The following is a 15,488-nucleotide window of genomic DNA, read 5'->3' on the forward strand; positions in this document are numbered from 1 at the left end:
GGGCATGAGGCCCAAAGAGTGCGAAGAACTCGGAGCATGCGAGGACCCGGCAGGAGGTGAAAGGGGCGCACACCACGAGCCCTCCGCCCTGGAGGAGCGCGTCACCGCCGCCCTCGTCGGGGCCGCCGTGGGCGACGCCCTGGGCGGGCCGGTCGAGGGCTGGTCACCGGAGCAGATCGCCGAACGCCACGGCGGCCGCGTGCACGGCATCGTCGGCCCCTGGCACGGCGACGCCTGGCGCACCGCCCGCCCCCTCGCCCCCTTCCACAAGGGCGACGGCCATGTCACCGACGACACCCTGATGACCCATGCGCTGATCCGGGTCTACGACCGCGTCCGCGACCACCTCGACGCCTACGCGGTCGCCGACCACCTGGTCCCGGACCTGATGACCACCCCGCGCTGGATCCCGGAGCTGGAGGCCGAGGCCCTGCCCCTGCACCGCCTCTTCCTCGCCGAGAAGTGGCTGGTGACCAGGATCGCCTACGGCCACGCCGACCCCCGGGAAGCGGGCGTCGGCAACATCGTCAACTGCGGCGCCGCGATGTACATGGCCCCCGTCGGACTGGTCAACGCGGCCGCCCCGGCCACCGCCTACGCCGAGGCGCTGGACATCGCCGGTGCGCACCAGTCGTCGTACGGCCGTGAGGCGGCCGGTGTCTTCGCGGCGGCGATGGCGGCCGCGACCGCACCGGGTGCGAGCCCCGACTCGGTCGTGGCCGCCTGCCTCCTGCTGGCCAAGGACGGCACCCGCACGGCCATCGAGAAGGTCTGCGAAGTGGCCTGCAAGCACAGCGACTTCGAGTCGGCGCTGCGGCCGCTGCGCGCGGCGGTCGCGCCGTACGACACGGTCGGCCCGGACTACCGCGCCCCCTCCCTGGCCGCCCGCCGCCCCTCCCGGCTGCACTCCATCGAGGAACTCCCCATCGCGCTGGGCATGCTGCTGGTCTCCGGCGGCGACTACCGGCACGCGGTCCTGGGGTCGGTCAACTACGGGCGTGACTGCGACTCGATCGCCACCATGGCCGGTGCCCTCGCGGGCGCGCTCGGCTCGCCCGTGCCCGAGGAGTGGGCGAAGACGGTGGCGGAGGCCAGCCGGCTGGACCTGTGGGCGCCGGCCCGCACCCTCGCCGAGGTCGCCCGGGAGGTCTTCCGCAAGGACGTGCGCCGGCGGCGCGCCCACGAGGAGGCGTTCGGCGCGCTGGGAGGCGACCGGTGCTCCGACTGACCTGGGTCCAGCCGGAGGACCTGCTCGGCCATGAACTCCGCCAGGCCCGGCTGGACGGGCGGGAGCCCTCGGCGATCGAGGCGCGCTGGCGGGCGGCGGGCGGCACGGACGCCCCGGAGCGGGCGGGCGCCTCCACGCCTCGCGCCTCCCGCTATCTGCGGCTGCTGGCCGAGGACCTGCTGGACGAACTCGCCGATCTGCCCGGCACGCTCGCCGACGACGAACCGACGGACCTGACGGCGATCAGGTCCCGCTGCCCCAACTGGCCCGCCGAACGGCTCGCCGCGGACCTCACCCCCGCCGCCCTGGAAGCCGCCTGGCTGGGCCGGGCCATCGGCTGCCTGCTCGGCAAACCGGTCGAGAAGCTCCCCCTGGACGCCCTCCGCGCCCTCTCCGAGGCAGCCGGAAACCGGCCCCTGACCGGCTACTTCACCGCGGTGGGCGTCCCCGCGGAGCTGCTCGGCCGCCACCCCTGGAACCGCCGCTCGGCCGCCACCAGTCTCGCCGAGAACATCGACGGCATGCCCGAGGACGACGACCTCGACTACCCGCTCCTCAACCTGCTGCTCCTCCAGCGCCACGGGAAGACCTTCACCACCGCGGACGTGGCCCGCCTCTGGCTGGACGAGCTGCCCCCGGGCCGTACCTTCACCGCCGAACGCGTCACCCACCGCAACCTCCTCAGCGGCATCGAACCCCCGCACACGGCCCGCCACCGCAACCCGTTCCGCGAGTGGATCGGCGCCCTGATCCGCGCCGACATGCACGGCTGGACCCACCCGGGCGACCCGGCCGCCGCCGCGGAACAGGCCTACCGCGACGCGGTCCTGTCCCACACCGCCAACGGCGTCTACGCGGCCATGTTCACGGCCGCCGTGATCGCCACCGCCGCCACCGGCCGCCATGACGTGCACGCCTGTCTGCGCACCGGCCGCTCGGTGGTGCCGCCGCGCTCCCGGCTGGCGCGGGCGATCGACCACGCCCTCCGACTCGCCCGGGACACCACCGACTTCGACGACGTGGTGGACGAACTCCACGCCGTGTACGGCCCGGACCACCACTGGGTGCACGCGATCCCCAACACCGCGCTGATCGCCGCCGCCCTCGCCCACGCGGACGGCGACTTCACCGGGTCCATCGGCCGGGCGGTGGCGGGCGGCTGGGACACCGACTCGGCCGGCGCCACGGCCGGTTCCGTCGCGGGACTGCTCGCCGGCCGCCCCGCCGCCCTCCCCGAACACTGGCGGGCCCCGCTGAAGAACCGGCTCGCCACCACCGTCGCCGACTTCGACGGCACCGGTTTCGACACCCTCGCCCACCTCACCCACCTGGAGGCGGTCCGCCCATGACCCACATCGCCGTCCTCGGCAGCACCAACATGGACCTCGTCACCTATGTCACGAAGGCCCCGCAGCGCGGGGAGACCGTGACCGGCCGGGAGTTCCGCACGATCCCCGGCGGCAAGGGCGCCAACCAGGCGATCGCCGCGGCCCGCGCCGGGGCCACCGTCTCGATGATCGGCGCGGTCGGCAACGACGCCTTCGGTGTGCGGCTGCGCGACACCCTCGAACACTCCGGGGTGGACACCGACTCCCTGCGCACCGTCGAGGGCGCCTCCGGCACCGCGCACATCGTGGTGGACGACGAGGGCGGCAACTCCATCGTCGTCATCCCGGGCGCGAACGGCACCGTCGACCACCTCTCCCCCGGCGACGAGGGCGTGATCGCCTCCGCCGACGCCCTGCTGCTCCAGCTGGAGATCCCCCTGGCGGCGGTCGTCGCGGGCGCCCAGGCCGCCCACCGGCACGGCGTCCGTACGGTCCTCACCCCCTCCCCGGCCCAGCCGCTGCCGCCCGAACTCCTCGCCGCGACCGACCTGTTGGTGCCCAACGAGTACGAGGCGGTCACCCTCACCGGCCGCACCGACCCGCGCGAGGCGGCGGCCGCGCTGCTGGAGCAGGTGCCGCAGGTGGTGGTCACGCTGGGCGCGACGGGCTGCCTCTACCTGGCCCGGGGCACCGAGCCGCTGATGGTCCCCGCGCCCCGGGTGAGCGCGGTCGACTCCACCGGCGCGGGCGACACCTTCGTGGGTGCGCTCGCGGTGGCCCTCGCCGAGGAGAAACCGGTGCGCGAGGCGCTGTCCTGGGCGGCGGCCGCGGCGGCGATCTCGGTGCAGCGGGAGGGCGCGTCGGTGTCGATGCCGTACCGCCCGGAGATCGACGCGCAGTTCACCGCATGAGTACGACGCCCACCCCGCCGCTGGCCGGTCTGCGGGTGCTGGACCTCGCGACCCTGTTCGCCGGTCCGCTGGCCGCCACGCTGCTCGGCGACTTCGGCGCCGAGGTGATCAAGGTCGAGCATCCCCGCACCCCCGATCCGTGCCGCGGGCACGGCCCGGCCAAGGACGGCATCGGCCTGTGGTGGAAGGTGCTCGGCCGCAACAAGCGGACCATCACCCTGGACCTGTCCACGCCGGGCGGCCGCTCCACCCTGCTCCGGCTCGCCGCGGACGCCGATGTGCTGGTCGAGAACTTCCGCCCCGGCACCCTGGAGAAGTGGGATCTGGGCTGGCCGGAGCTGTCGGCCGCCAACCCCCGGCTGGTGCTCGCCCGGGTCACCGCGTTCGGCCAGTTCGGCCCCTACGCCCACCGGCCCGGCTTCGGCACGCTCGCCGAGGCGGTGAGCGGCTTCGCCGCGCTCACCGGGGAACCGGACGCGCCCCCGACCCTGCCGCCCTTCGGCCTCGCCGACTCCATCGCGGGCGTGACCTGCGCCTTCGCCGTGCTGACCGCGCTGGCCGCCCGGGAGCGCAGTGGCGCCGGACAGGTGGTCGACCTGGCGCTCGTCGAGCCGATCCTCGCCGCCCTCGGCCCGCACCCCACCTGGTACGACCAGCTCGGATACGTCCAGGAACGCACCGGGAACCGCTCCGCCAACAACGCCCCCCGCAACACCTACCGCACCGCCGACGGCACCTGGGTCGCGGTCTCCGCCTCCGCCCAGTCGGTCGCCGAGCGGGTGATGCACCTGGTGGGCCGCCCCGATCTGATCGCCGAACCCTGGTTCGCCACCGGCGCCGGCCGGGCCGCGCACGCCGACGTCCTGGACGAGGCGGTCGGCTCCTGGATCGGCGCCCGCTCCCGCGCCGAGGTGCTCGCGGCCTTCGAGAAGGCCGAGGCCGCGGCCGCCCCGGTCCAGGACGTCCGGGACATCCTGGCCGACCCCCAGTACCAGGCCCTGCACACGATCACCACGGTCGACGACCCCGAGCTGGGCCCGCTGCGCCTCCAGAACCTCCTCTTCCGGCTCTCCGCGACCCCCGGCGCGATCCGCTGGGCCGGCCGGCCGCACGGCGCCGACACGGACGCCGTCCTCACCGAGCTGGGCCTCGCCCCGGAGGACATCGCGGCCCTGCGCGCGGAGGGGGCGCTGTGACCCGGTTCCCGCTCACCTGGCTCTACGCCCCCGGCGACCGCCCGCAGGTGGTGACCAAGGCGCTGGCGGCGGGCGCCGACGTGGTGGTGATCGACCTGGAGGACGCGGTCGCCCCCGACCGCAAGGAGTACGCCCGCGCGGCCACCGCCGAGCGCTTGCGCACCCCCCAGCCGGTTCCGGTGCACGTCCGCGTCAACGCCCTGGACACCCCCTGGGCGGCCGCCGACCTCGCCGCCGTGGCCGCCCTGCCCGGGCTGGCCGGGCTGCGGCTGCCCAAGGTGACGACCGCGCACGAGATCAGACGGGCCGCCTCGGTCACCCCCGTCCCCCTGTACGCCTTGCTGGAGACGGCCCTCGGCATCGAGCACGCCTTCGCCATCGCCACCGCCCACCCGGCCCTGCGCGGCATCGCCCTCGGCGAGGCGGACCTCCGGGCCGACCTCGGGATACGGGCCGACGCGGGCCTGGACTGGCCGCGCTCCCGGGTGATCGTCGCCGCCCGCGCTGCGGGCCTCGCCCCGCCCACGCAGTGCGTCCACCCCGACATCCGGGACCTGGACGGCCTCGCCGCGTCCTGCGCCCACGGACGCGCCCTCGGCTTCCTGGGCCGCGCCGCGATCCACCCGCGCCAGCTGCCGGTGATCGAGCGGGCCTACCTGCCCACCCCCGCGGAACTCGAACACGCCGAGACGATCCTCAAGGCAGCCGCCCTGGAGGAGGGCGCCCAGGCCCTGCCGGACGGCCGCTTCATCGACGCGGCGGTGGTGGCGACGGCCCGGCGGACCCTGTCCCTCACCCACCGGCTCTGACCGGCCTAGCTAGGCCTCTCTTCGGGTCTTGCCGGCGTCGCAGCCGACCTGACCCGAAAGAGAGGCCCTACGCGCCCGACGCACCGAGGGCGCCCGGAAAGTTCCGGGCGCCCTCGGTGTCGTACCGGCAGCGGTCAGCTCTTCTTGCCCGCCGACTCCGCCTCGTCCTTCGTCTCCTCGGCCTCGGCCGCAGGCTCGGTCTCCCCGGCCACGGGCTCGGCCTCGGCCTCCTGCTCCGCCCCGGTGGCGGCTTCCGGAGCCTCGGAGGCACTCTCGGCGGAACCAGCCGGGACGCTCTGCGCCGCAAGCCCGGCGGCGGCCGGCTCCACGACCGCCTCGCGCCCCGGCCGCAGCTTCGCCGACACGACGATGTACGTGACCGCCAGCAGGAACGCGATCAACGCGGTCCAGTCGTTGAGCCGGACGCCCAGGATGATGTGGGCGTAGTCGACCCGCATGTGCTCGATCCAGGCGCGGCCCACGCAGTACAGGGCGACGTACAGGGCGAAGGCCCGGCCGTGGCCCAGCTTGAAGCGGCGGTCGGCCCAGATCACGACGAGGGCGACACCGATGCACCACAGCGACTCGTAGAGGAAGGTCGGGTGGTAGTAGCCCGGCACCCGGCCGCCCTCGGAGGAGGTGATGTGCAGGGCCCAGGGAACATGGGTCTCCCGGCCGTACAGCTCCTGGTTGAACCAGTTGCCCCAGCGGCCGATGGCCTGCGCGATCGCGATGCCGGGCGCGATGGCGTCGGCGTACGCCGGCAGCGGGACGCCCCGGCGCCGCGCGCCGATCCAGGCGCCGAGCGCGCCGAGCGCGATCGCCCCCCAGATGCCCAGACCGCCCTGCCACACCTTGAAGGCGTCCACCCAGTCACGGCCCGGGCTGAAGTACAGCTCGTAGTCCGTGATCACGTGGTAGAGCCGGCCGCCGACCAGGCCGAAGGGGACGGCCCACACCGCGATGTCGGCGACCGTACCGGCCTGCCCGCCGCGAGCGACCCAGCGCTTGTTGCCGAGCCAGACGGCGACGAAGACGCCGATGATGATGCAGAAGGCGTAGCCGCGCAGCGGGATGGGGCCGAGATACAGCACCCCGCGCGACGGGCTGGGAATGTAGGCAAGTTCCATGGCAGGTCCGACGCTACCGTGCCGGGTGGTGGGGACGGCAAGCAGCCCGGCTACGGGTCCATAACGGGCCCGCGAAAAACGCCTACCCCTGGTTGGCCGCCTCCACCATCTGCTTGAGCTTGGCCGGGGTCATCGTCTGGTCCTGGGCGAGGTTCTTCCCGCCGAACAGGACGGTGGGCGTGCCGGTGAAGCCGCCGGCCGCGAAGGCCTTGTGGGACTTGTTCACCCAGCTGTTGTGGGTGCCGTCCTCGACGCACTTCTGGAAGGCGGGCGTGTCCAGGCCCTTCACCTTGCCGGCGAGGTCGATCAGCCTGGCGTCGTTGCCGTAGGCGTCGTCGGTCTCCTTGGGCTGGTTCGCGTACAGCACGTCGTGGTAGTCGCGGAACTTCCCGGCGTCCTGGGCGCAGGCGGCGGCGTTGGCCGCGCGCAGCGAGCCGGTGCCGCCGAGGTTGCCGTCGATCAGGCGGACCAGGTGGTACTCGATTCTGAGCTTGCCCGCGTCGACGAGTTCATGGAGGGTCGGCCGGTACACCGTCTCGAAGGCCTGGCAGGCCGGGCAGCGGAAGTCCTCCCAGACGGTGAGCGTCGACTTCGCGCTGTCCTTGCCGACCGGGATCGCGAGGCTGTCCTTGCCCTGCGCGCCCGAGGGCGCCACGGCCGGGCCCTCGCTCTTGCTGCTCTTGTCCTTGCCGGAGTTCGCGGCGATCACGCCGATCACCGCCGCGAGGCCGAGGACGCAGACGACGCTCGCGCCCACGATCAGCGCGCGCCGTCGCTTCTCCGCGGTCCTCTGCTTCTCACGCTCGACCGCCATCCGCTCCCGGGCGGTGCGCTTTCCGTCACGGTTCTTCTCGCTCACACCCCCAGAACGAACCGGGGAGGCGCAGCGCGCCTCCCCGGCCCGAGGTCCACCCGTTCGAGTGACCAGGTTGTCCTGGTAGGGAAGGGTTACGCCTGTCCGCGCACGCCCTTCGCCAGCTCGCCGGCCAGCTCCCGCACCGCCTCCAGGCCCGCGGCCTGGTCCGGGGCGTCCAGCATCCGCTGTACGAACGCGGAGCCGACGATCACTCCGTCGGCGAAGCCGGCGACCTGCGCGGCCTGGGCCCGGGTGGAGACGCCGAGGCCGACGCAGACGGGCAGGCCGGTGCCGGTCGCCCGGGTGCGCTCGACCAGGGTCTGGGCCTGCGCGCCGACGGATTCCCGGGTGCCGGTGACACCCATCAGGGAGGCCGCGTAGACGAAGCCGCTGCCCGCCGCGGTGATCTCGGCGAGCCGCTCGTCCTTGCTGCTCGGCGCCACCACGAAGACGGTCGCGAGGCCGTGCTTCTCGGCGTGCTCCCGCCACAGCGCCGACTCCTGGACCGGCAGGTCGGGCAGGATGCAGCCCGCGCCGCCCGCCTCGGCCAGCTCGGCGGTGAAGCGCTCGACGCCGTAGCGGTCGATGGGGTTCCAGTACGTCATGACGAGCACCGGCTTCCCGGTGGCCCGATGGGCCTCCCGGACCGTGCGCATCACGTCGGCGATGCGGACGCCGCCGCGCAGGGCGATGTCGTCGGCGGTCTGGATGACCGGGCCGTCGAGGACGGGGTCGCTGTGCGGCAGCCCGACCTCCACCACATCGGCGCCGCCGTCGAAGACGGCCTTGATCGCCTCGATGCCGCCGTCCACGGTGGGGAACCCGGCCGGCAGGTAGGCGATGAGGGCGGACCGCCCCTCCGCCTTCGCGCCCGCGAGGGTGTCGGTCAGCAACTGGATGTTCCCGCTCACTTGGCGTCCCCCTCGATCTCGGCGGTGTCGGCTGCGTCGGCGGCCACCTCGGCGTCGGTGTCGTACAGGCCGAAGTAGCGGGCTGCGGTGTCCATGTCCTTGTCGCCGCGGCCGGAGAGGTTGACGACGATCAGGCCGTCCGTGCCCAGTTCCCGGCCGACCTCCAGGGCGCCGGCGAGGGCGTGGGCGCTCTCGATGGCCGGGATGATGCCCTCGGTCCGCGACAGCAGGCGCAGCGCCTGCATGGCGGCGTCGTCGGTGACCGCGCGGTACTCGCCGCGGCCGGAGTCCTTCAGATAGGAGTGCTCGGGCCCGATGCCCGGGTAGTCCAGGCCCGCCGAGATCGAGTAGGGCTCGGTGATCTGGCCCTCGTCGTCCTGGAGCACGTACGACCGGGAGCCGTGCAGGATGCCGGGCTCGCCGGCGGTGAGGGTGGCCGCGTGCTCGCCGGTCTCGATGCCGTGTCCCGCGGGCTCGCAGCCGATGAGGCGGACGCCCTCGTCGGGGATGAAGGCGTGGAAGAGGCCGATGGCGTTGGAGCCGCCGCCGACGCAGGCGATGGCGGCGTCGGGCAGCCGCCCGGCGCGCTCCAGCAGCTGCCGCCGCGCCTCGACGCCGATGACCCGGTGGAAGTCCCGCACCATCGCCGGGAAGGGGTGCGGTCCGGCGACGGTCCCGAACAGGTAGTGGGTGTGGTCCACATTGGCGACCCAGTCGCGGAACGCCTCGTTGATGGCGTCCTTGAGGGTGCGGCTGCCGGACTTCACGGCGACGACCTCGGCGCCGAGCATGCGCATGCGGGCCACGTTCAGGGCCTGGCGCTGGGTGTCGATCTCGCCCATGTAGATGGTGCAGTCGAGGCCGAACAGGGCGCAGGCGGTGGCGGTGGCGACGCCGTGCTGCCCGGCACCGGTCTCGGCGATGACCCGGGTCTTGCCCATCCGCCTGGTGAGCAGGGCCTGGCCGAGAACGTTGTTGATCTTGTGGGAGCCGGTGTGGTTGAGGTCTTCCCGCTTGAGGAAGATCCGGGCACCGCCGGCCTGCTCGGCGAACCGGGGCACCTCGGTCAGCGCGCTGGGCCGGCCGGTGTAGTGGACGAGCAGCTCGTCGAGCTCGCGGGCGAACTCGGGGTCGTGCTTGGCCTTCTCGTACTCGACGGCGACCTCGTCCACGGCGGCGACGAGGGCCTCCGGGATGAACTTGCCGCCGAATGCGCCGAAGTAGCCCTCGGCGCTGGGCACCTGACCCTCCGGGTCGGGGAAGAAGAAGTTGTTGGGCATGCCGAACCTCACGGTGAGTGCGTGGGAAAACACTGTTCGCCGTGGGGCGACGGGGTGGTCAGTCGACTGCGGACCGGCTGAGGCCGGTCGCGCCCGCGCGGCGGTGGCCGCACATCGAACAGAGCCCCGCGCCCCTCAGGTTGGCTGCTGCCATCGCATGCCGTTGACTTGCCCCGGCTCATCGCCGATGACGTACCGCACGCGGCGGCCGTGGACACGCCTCGCCGGGGCGCGGCAGCCCCTCGGGCGGCAGCCGCGCGCCAGGCGGGCGTACCGGTCCACGGTCGTCATGATGAGAGTCATCGGGATCAGCCTAGCGGGAGATCAGCTCCGGCCGTGCCGCAGTGCGGGGTGCTCGCCCGCGGCGACCAGGTCGGCGACGGCGGCCTTCGGGTCGCGGCCGGTCACCAGCGACTCGCCGACCAGCACCGCGTCGGCGCCCGCGTTGGCGTAGGCGATCAGGTCGTGCGGGCCGCGGACGCCGGACTCGGCGACCTTCACGATGCCGTCCGGGATCTCCGGCGCGACCCGCTCGAACGTGCCCCGGTCGACCTCCAGCGTCTTCAGGTTGCGCGCGTTGACACCGATCACCTTGGCGCCGGCGGCGACGGCCCGCTCGACCTCGTCCTCGTCGTGCACCTCGACCAGCGGGGTGAGGCCGATGGAGACGGCCCGCTCGATCAGCGACTCCAGGGCCGACTGCTCCAGGGCGGCGACGATCAGCAGCGCGAGGTCGGCGCCGTACGCCCGGGCCTCCCACAGCTGGTACGACGTGACGATGAAGTCCTTGCGCAGCACCGGGATGTCCACGCGCGCGCGGACGGCCTCCAGGTCGGCCAGCGAGCCGCCGAAGCGGCGCTGTTCGGTGAGGACGGAGATGACGGCCGCACCGCCCGCCTCGTAGTCCGCGGCGAGCCCGGCCGGGTCGGCGATCGCGGCCAGCGCTCCCTTGGAGGGGCTGGACCGCTTGACCTCGCAGATGACCTTGACGCCGTCGCCCTTGAGCGCGGCCACCCCGTCCTTGGCGGGCCGGGCCTTGGCCGCACGCTCCTTGAGCTCGTCGAGGCTGACGCGTGCCTGCCGCTCCGCGAGGTCGGCACGGACTCCGTCGATGATCTCGTCGAGCACACTCACGCGAGCGGCCCCCTTCCAGACGGTGGTTCCTTCAGGTTTTGAATACCCGTGGTCACTGCGATGGTATCCGGAGGAACGCCGAGGCCTCGCATCCGGCGGACGGCGGTCCCACTACCTGGACGTTCCCCCATCGGTCAGGGATGCAGTCCGCTGCCGAGGGGGAGGTTGCGGACCACGGTGAAGACCAGCAGCAGCGCGCAGAGCGCCCACATCTGCGCCGGCCGCAGCCCCGGCCGGAAGGGCCGGCCGCGCACCGCGCGCACCACCCAGACGGCCCACAGCAGCGCGAAGGCCGGGTAGGCGGCCACGGCGACGGCGTTGTCGTGCAGCGCGGCGGCCAGGTCGCCGTGGACGACGGCGTGCGCGCTGCGCAGTCCGCCGCAGCCGGGGCAGTACAGGCCGGTGAGCGCGTAGAGCGGGCAGACGGGGTAGTGGCCGGGCTCGTTCGGGTCGACGGCGCCGACGTACGCGAAGGCTCCGGCGACCGCGGCGAACAGGCCGGCCGGCACGGCGAGCCGGCGCCATACGGAGTCGGGCGCCGGTGCCTGCGGGAGCGCCTCGGGGCCTTCGGGCGGGCGGGGCGGGGCCGTGCTGCTGTCGGCGGTCACGCCCGCATTCTGCCGTTCCCGGCCGCCCCCCGCACCCGGGAAGCGGCGAGGGGCGGCCGGGCACCGCCTGGGTGCCGGGCCGCCCCTCGGGGAAGCTCGTGGAAAAGCCGTCGGCTCAGCTCTCGGCAGCGACCGGCTCACGGGTCGCGGCGGGCGCGCCGGCCACCACCAGGGGCTTGGGGTTCGAGCCGAGGCCCATGGCGCGCATGATGCCGCCGACCACCGCGCCACCCAGGATCAGCGCCATGCCGGCCCAGAAGCCGACGGGCTGGGCCATCACCATGAAGGCGCCGGCGACGCAGAAACCGATGAAGGAAATGATGACACCGGTCCACGCGGCAGGGGTGTGACCGTGACCGTGGCTGCTACCCGCCATGACTTGCTCCTCGTTGCTGTGTACGTGTCGGCGTCCATTGTCCCGTACGCGCACGCGTGCCGGACGCGGGGGTGGCGTCTGGTTCGCCACACTCGCGCACGCCCTGCGGGTACCCCGGTTCAGGCGCCGGTCGGGTCCTCGCCCCGGTCCAGTGCCTTCCAGATCTCCTCGGGCCGCTCGGGGTCCACCGGGCGGGGGTTGCGGCGGGGCCGGCCGGTGCCGCGCTCGTAGCGGCCGGACATGGCGGGCCACCGGCTGCCGTAGCGCAGCGCGAGCAGGCCGGCGAGCAGGATCAGCAGGCCGCCGGCGGCCGCGACGTAGGGCCAGCCGGTGTGGCTGAGCGAGGCGACGGTGGCGGTGGTGTCGCCGCTCGCCTGGGCGGCCTTCTCGTCCAGCGCGGAGCCGTCGCCGGCGGCGACGAGGGCGGCGGCGGCGATCCCGGCGCCGGAGAGCGCGAGCAGCGCGGCGACGACCACGCGGCCGGCCCGGCGGACGGCGAAGACGGCGACGAGCGCGGCGAGGCCCACTATGGCGAGGGCCGCGGGGACGCCGGTGACGTCGCTGCCCTTCGCGGTCAGCGGGAACGCGCCGCCGGCCACCGTCGCGGTGCCCTCGGCCCAGCGCTGCCGGGTGGCGAGCAGCGCCACGGCCGCGCCGAGCGCACCGCACAGCAGGGCCAGGGCGAGGCTCCGGCGGCCGGACCGGGCGGGCGCGGCGGCTTCGGTACGGGGGTGAGGTACGGCAGTCACGTACTCCACTATCGCCTGAACCCCGGAAGAGCCCTCACCCGGGTCCGTCAACCCATGAACCCCTCAGGTTTCTGTCATGGCACGCTCAGGAACGGCATATGAATGCCCCAGGAACGGCAAAGGGACGTTCCGCCTTCAACAGGCGTCTTGTTGACGCGGTCCCGACATCCGTACGTTCTGCGCCACCCCGGCACGACACCACGCGCCGGGGTGGCACCGCGCACCCCCCACAGCCCTTCCCTGGTTCACCCCACCTCGTGGATAGGACGTACGTTGCGCAGAACCGCATCCCTCACCGCCGTGGCCACGCTCGCCACGGCAGCCCTGGCCCTGGCCGCCCCGGTCGGCCAGGCCGCCACCTCCTCCCACGGCGTCACCGTGGCGCACGCCTGCGCCGCGCCGACGAAGAAGGACGAGATGGCCTGCAAGGCCCTCCAGGTCACCTCGGGCACCCCGCTGTCGGCACACGCCGAGAGCGCGCTGACCGCGGCCGCCACCCCCTCCGGCTACGGCCCCGCCTCGCTCCAGGCGGCGTACAACCTGCCCTCCGCGACCGGCGGCACGGGCCAGACGGTGGCGATCGTCGACGCCTACGACGACCCCAACGCCGAGGCCGACCTCGCCACCTACCGCGCCCAGTACGGCCTGTCGGCCTGCACCACGGCCAACGGCTGCTTCAAGAAGGTGGACCAGACCGGCGGCACCAAGTACCCGCGCGGCAACTCCGGCTGGGCCGAGGAGATATCGCTCGACCTGGACATGGTCAGCGCGGCCTGCCCGAACTGCAAGATCCTGCTGGTCGAGGCCAGCACCGCCAGCATGACCAACCTGGGCACCGGCGTGAACACCGCGGTCAAGCTCGGCGCGAAGTTCGTCTCCAACAGCTACGGCGGCGGCGAGTCCTCCAGCGACGCGACGTACGACTCCACGTACTTCAACCACCCGGGCGTCGCCATCACCGTCTCCTCCGGTGACAACGGCTACGGCACCGAGTACCCGGCCGCCTCGCAGTACGTGACGGCGGTGGGCGGTACGTCCCTCAAGACGGCCTCCAACACCCGCGGCTGGACCGACACGGTGTGGAGCGGCGCGGGCTCCGGCTGCTCCTCCTACGACGCCAAGCCCAGCTGGCAGAAGGACACCGGCTGCGCCAAGCGCACGGTCGCGGACGTCTCGGCGGTCGCCGACCCGAACACCGGTGTCGCGGTGTACGACACCTACGGCCAGGCCACCGGCTGGATGGTCTTCGGCGGCACCAGCGCCTCCTCGCCGCTGATCGCGGCGACCTACGCGCTGGCCGGCGCCCCGTCCGGCGGCTCCTACCCGGCGTCGTTCCCCTACGCCCACACCTCGGCGCTGAACGACGTCACCAGCGGCTCCAACGGCAGCTGCGGCGGCTCGTACCTGTGCACCGGCACCACCGGGTACGACGGGCCGACGGGGCTCGGCACCCCGAACGGCACCGCCGCGTTCACCGGCTGAACCCTCCTATGAGGTAAGCCGGTTGGCCGTGTGCACCGCGCGGAGGACCGCCGCCGCCTTGTTGCGGCACTCCTGGTCCTCCGCCACCGGGTCGGAGTCGGCGACAATGCCGGCTCCGGCCTGTACGTATGCCGTGCCGTCCCGCAGCAGGGCGGTACGGATGGCGATGGCCGTGTCGGAGTCGCCGGCGAAGTCCAGATAGCCGACGCAGCCGCCGTACAGCCCGCGCCGGGACGGCTCCAGCTCGTCGATGATCTGCATCGCGCGCGGCTTGGGGGCGCCGGAGAGGGTGCCCGCCGGGAAGCAGGCGGTGAGCACGTCGAAGGCCGTACGGCCCCCGGCCACCCGGCCGGTGACGGTCGAGACGATGTGCATCACGTGCGAGTAGCGCTCGACGGACATGAAGTCGACCACCTCGACCGAGCCGGGCTCGCAGACCCGCCCGAGGTCGTTGCGCCCGAGGTCCACCAGCATCAGGTGCTCGGCCCGCTCCTTGGGGTCGGCGAGCAGCTCCTCGGCCAGCGCCTGGTCCTCCTGCGGGGTGGCCCCGCGGTGCCGGGTGCCGGCGATCGGATGGACCATGGCCCGCCCGTCCTCGACCTTCACCAGGGCCTCCGGGGACGAGCCGACGACATCGAAGCCGTCGAACCGGAAGAGGTACATGTACGGCGAGGGGTTGGTGGCCCGCAGCACCCGGTAGACGTCCAGGGCGCTCGCCGTGCACGGCGTCTCGAACCGCTGCGAGGGCACCACCTGGAAGGCCTCGCCCGCGCGGATGCGCTCCTTGATGTCCTCCACGGCCCGCCGGAAGTCGGGGCCGCCCCACTGGGCGGTGTACTCGGGCAGCTCGGAGGGCGGCAGCACGGCCGGCGGCTGCGCCACCGCGCGCGAGAGGTCGGCCTCCATCGCGTCGAGGCGGGCCACGGCGTCCGCGTAGGCCTCGTCCACGCCGGTGTCGAGGTCGTTGTGGTTGATCGCGTTGGCGATCAGCAGGACCGAGCCCTCCCAGTGGTCCATCACGGCGAGATCGCTGGTCAGGAGCATGGTCAGCTCGGGCAGCCGCAGGTCGTCGCGCTCGCCAGGGCCGATCTTCTCCAGGCGGCGCACGATGTCGTACCCGAGGTAGCCGACCATGCCGCCGGTGAACGGCGGCAGACCCTCCTGGTGCGGGGTGTGCAGCGTCTGGAGGGTGGTCCGCAGCACGGCGAGCGGGTCGCCGTCGGCCGGGACGCCCACGGGCGGGGTGCCGATCCAGTGGGCCGCGCCGTCCCGCGCGGTGAGGGTGGCCGCGCTGCGGACGCCCACGAAGGAGTAGCGGGACCAGGAACGGCCGTTCTCCGCGGATTCCAGCAGGAAGGTGCCGGGGCGCTCGGCCGCCAGCTTGCGGTAGAGCGCCACCGGGGTGTCGCCGTCGGCGAGGAGCTTGCGCGTGACCGGGATGACACGCCGGTCGGCGGCCAGCTTGCGGAAGGTCTCTAGGTCCATGGCCG

Annotated in this window: 16 protein-coding genes; 6 read left to right on the plus strand and 10 right to left on the minus strand. The window is 73.6% G+C overall.

Translation table 11 applies throughout. The features are described 5' to 3' along the window. The first annotated feature begins 4 nt into the window (after window positions 1–4). Genes ACZ5CZ_RS25155 through ACZ5CZ_RS25175 form a run of 5 tightly spaced genes read left to right on the plus strand, consistent with a single transcriptional unit; the run spans window position 5 to window position 5,472 of the window. Window positions 5–1,228 carry an ADP-ribosylglycohydrolase family protein gene (locus ACZ5CZ_RS25155; RefSeq protein ID WP_468946157.1) on the plus strand — a complete coding sequence of 408 codons (1,224 nt, stop codon included), beginning with the start codon at window positions 5–7 and terminating at the stop codon, window positions 1,226–1,228. Next, window positions 1,216–2,577 (plus strand): ADP-ribosylglycohydrolase family protein, encoded by a 1,362-nt coding sequence (locus ACZ5CZ_RS25160; RefSeq protein WP_468946160.1) that lies wholly within the window; start codon window positions 1,216–1,218, stop codon window positions 2,575–2,577. The genes ACZ5CZ_RS25155 and ACZ5CZ_RS25160 overlap by 13 nt, the downstream gene beginning before the upstream one ends. Beyond that, window positions 2,574–3,467, plus strand: a complete 894-nt coding sequence (gene rbsK, locus ACZ5CZ_RS25165) for a ribokinase (RefSeq protein WP_468946161.1) — start codon at window positions 2,574–2,576, stop codon at window positions 3,465–3,467. Before ACZ5CZ_RS25160 ends, rbsK begins: the two co-directional genes overlap by 4 nt. After that, a complete protein-coding gene (locus ACZ5CZ_RS25170; protein ID WP_385843890.1) occupies window positions 3,464–4,663 on the plus strand; it encodes a CaiB/BaiF CoA transferase family protein in 1,200 nt (399 codons plus the stop codon). Before rbsK ends, ACZ5CZ_RS25170 begins: the two co-directional genes overlap by 4 nt. Then, window positions 4,660–5,472 carry an HpcH/HpaI aldolase/citrate lyase family protein gene (locus ACZ5CZ_RS25175; protein WP_468946163.1) on the plus strand — a complete coding sequence of 271 codons (813 nt, stop codon included), beginning with the start codon at window positions 4,660–4,662 and terminating at the stop codon, window positions 5,470–5,472. The genes ACZ5CZ_RS25170 and ACZ5CZ_RS25175 overlap by 4 nt, the downstream gene beginning before the upstream one ends. Window positions 5,473–5,606: 134 nt before the next feature. On the opposite strand, the gene lgt is transcribed toward ACZ5CZ_RS25175, so the two are convergent. The 9 genes from lgt to ACZ5CZ_RS25220 form a co-directional block, all read right to left on the minus strand. Then, window positions 5,607–6,602 (minus strand): prolipoprotein diacylglyceryl transferase, encoded by a 996-nt coding sequence (gene lgt, locus ACZ5CZ_RS25180; protein WP_468946166.1) that lies wholly within the window; start codon window positions 6,600–6,602, stop codon window positions 5,607–5,609. Window positions 6,603–6,684: 82 nt separating this feature from the next. Continuing rightward, window positions 6,685–7,461 (minus strand): DsbA family protein, encoded by a 777-nt coding sequence (locus ACZ5CZ_RS25185; RefSeq protein WP_468946168.1) that lies wholly within the window; start codon window positions 7,459–7,461, stop codon window positions 6,685–6,687. An 89-nt stretch (window positions 7,462–7,550) separates the two neighbouring features. Further along, window positions 7,551–8,369 carry a tryptophan synthase subunit alpha gene (gene trpA, locus ACZ5CZ_RS25190; RefSeq protein WP_385843895.1) on the minus strand — a complete coding sequence of 273 codons (819 nt, stop codon included), beginning with the start codon at window positions 8,367–8,369 and terminating at the stop codon, window positions 7,551–7,553. After that, a complete protein-coding gene (gene trpB, locus ACZ5CZ_RS25195) occupies window positions 8,366–9,649 on the minus strand; it encodes a tryptophan synthase subunit beta (protein ID WP_468946172.1) in 1,284 nt (427 codons plus the stop codon). The genes trpA and trpB overlap by 4 nt, the downstream gene beginning before the upstream one ends. A 135-nt stretch (window positions 9,650–9,784) precedes the next feature. Then, window positions 9,785–9,952 carry a tryptophan biosynthesis modulator TrpM gene (gene trpM, locus ACZ5CZ_RS25200; protein ID WP_385843897.1) on the minus strand — a complete coding sequence of 56 codons (168 nt, stop codon included), beginning with the start codon at window positions 9,950–9,952 and terminating at the stop codon, window positions 9,785–9,787. Between the two features lie 21 nt (window positions 9,953–9,973). Beyond that, window positions 9,974–10,783 carry an indole-3-glycerol phosphate synthase TrpC gene (gene trpC / locus ACZ5CZ_RS25205; protein ID WP_385843899.1) on the minus strand — a complete coding sequence of 270 codons (810 nt, stop codon included), beginning with the start codon at window positions 10,781–10,783 and terminating at the stop codon, window positions 9,974–9,976. Between the two features lie 134 nt (window positions 10,784–10,917). Then, window positions 10,918–11,292 carry a DUF2752 domain-containing protein gene (locus ACZ5CZ_RS25210; RefSeq protein ID WP_385844107.1) on the minus strand — a complete coding sequence of 125 codons (375 nt, stop codon included), beginning with the start codon at window positions 11,290–11,292 and terminating at the stop codon, window positions 10,918–10,920. Window positions 11,293–11,506: 214 nt separating this feature from the next. After that, entirely contained in the window at window positions 11,507–11,767 is a 261-nt protein-coding gene (locus tag ACZ5CZ_RS25215; protein WP_385843900.1) for an HGxxPAAW family protein, read from the minus strand. Between the two features lie 119 nt (window positions 11,768–11,886). Further along, window positions 11,887–12,525 carry a TIGR02234 family membrane protein gene (locus ACZ5CZ_RS25220; RefSeq protein ID WP_385843902.1) on the minus strand — a complete coding sequence of 213 codons (639 nt, stop codon included), beginning with the start codon at window positions 12,523–12,525 and terminating at the stop codon, window positions 11,887–11,889. A gap of 264 nt (window positions 12,526–12,789) precedes the next feature. Between ACZ5CZ_RS25220 and ACZ5CZ_RS25225 the strand changes: the two genes are divergently transcribed. Further along, window positions 12,790–13,998 carry a S53 family peptidase gene (locus ACZ5CZ_RS25225; RefSeq protein WP_468946178.1) on the plus strand — a complete coding sequence of 403 codons (1,209 nt, stop codon included), beginning with the start codon at window positions 12,790–12,792 and terminating at the stop codon, window positions 13,996–13,998. 6 nt (window positions 13,999–14,004) lie between these two features. Here ACZ5CZ_RS25225 and ACZ5CZ_RS25230 read toward each other — a convergent pair whose 3' ends face one another. Continuing rightward, window positions 14,005–15,483, minus strand: coding sequence for an anthranilate synthase component I (locus tag ACZ5CZ_RS25230; RefSeq protein ID WP_385843904.1), 1,479 nt, complete (start codon window positions 15,481–15,483; stop codon window positions 14,005–14,007). Window positions 15,484–15,488 lie beyond the last annotated feature (5 nt).

Source organism: Streptomyces sp. NPDC031418, from assembly GCF_055581605.1.

Coding starts and splice junctions, on each gene's coding strand:
- trpB (WP_468946172.1), bottom strand. CDS start 9,649: ATGCCCAACAACTTCTTCTTCCCCGACCCGGAGGGTCAGGTGCCCAGC.
- trpM (WP_385843897.1), bottom strand. CDS start 9,952: ATGACTCTCATCATGACGACCGTGGACCGGTACGCCCGCCTGGCGCGC.
- ACZ5CZ_RS25230 (WP_385843904.1), bottom strand. CDS start 15,483: ATGGACCTAGAGACCTTCCGCAAGCTGGCCGCCGACCGGCGTGTCATC.
- ACZ5CZ_RS25155 (WP_468946157.1), top strand. CDS start 5: ATGAGGCCCAAAGAGTGCGAAGAACTCGGAGCATGCGAGGACCCGGCA.
- lgt (WP_468946166.1), bottom strand. CDS start 6,602: ATGGAACTTGCCTACATTCCCAGCCCGTCGCGCGGGGTGCTGTATCTC.
- rbsK (WP_468946161.1), top strand. CDS start 2,574: ATGACCCACATCGCCGTCCTCGGCAGCACCAACATGGACCTCGTCACC.
- ACZ5CZ_RS25170 (WP_385843890.1), top strand. CDS start 3,464: ATGAGTACGACGCCCACCCCGCCGCTGGCCGGTCTGCGGGTGCTGGAC.
- ACZ5CZ_RS25215 (WP_385843900.1), bottom strand. CDS start 11,767: ATGGCGGGTAGCAGCCACGGTCACGGTCACACCCCTGCCGCGTGGACC.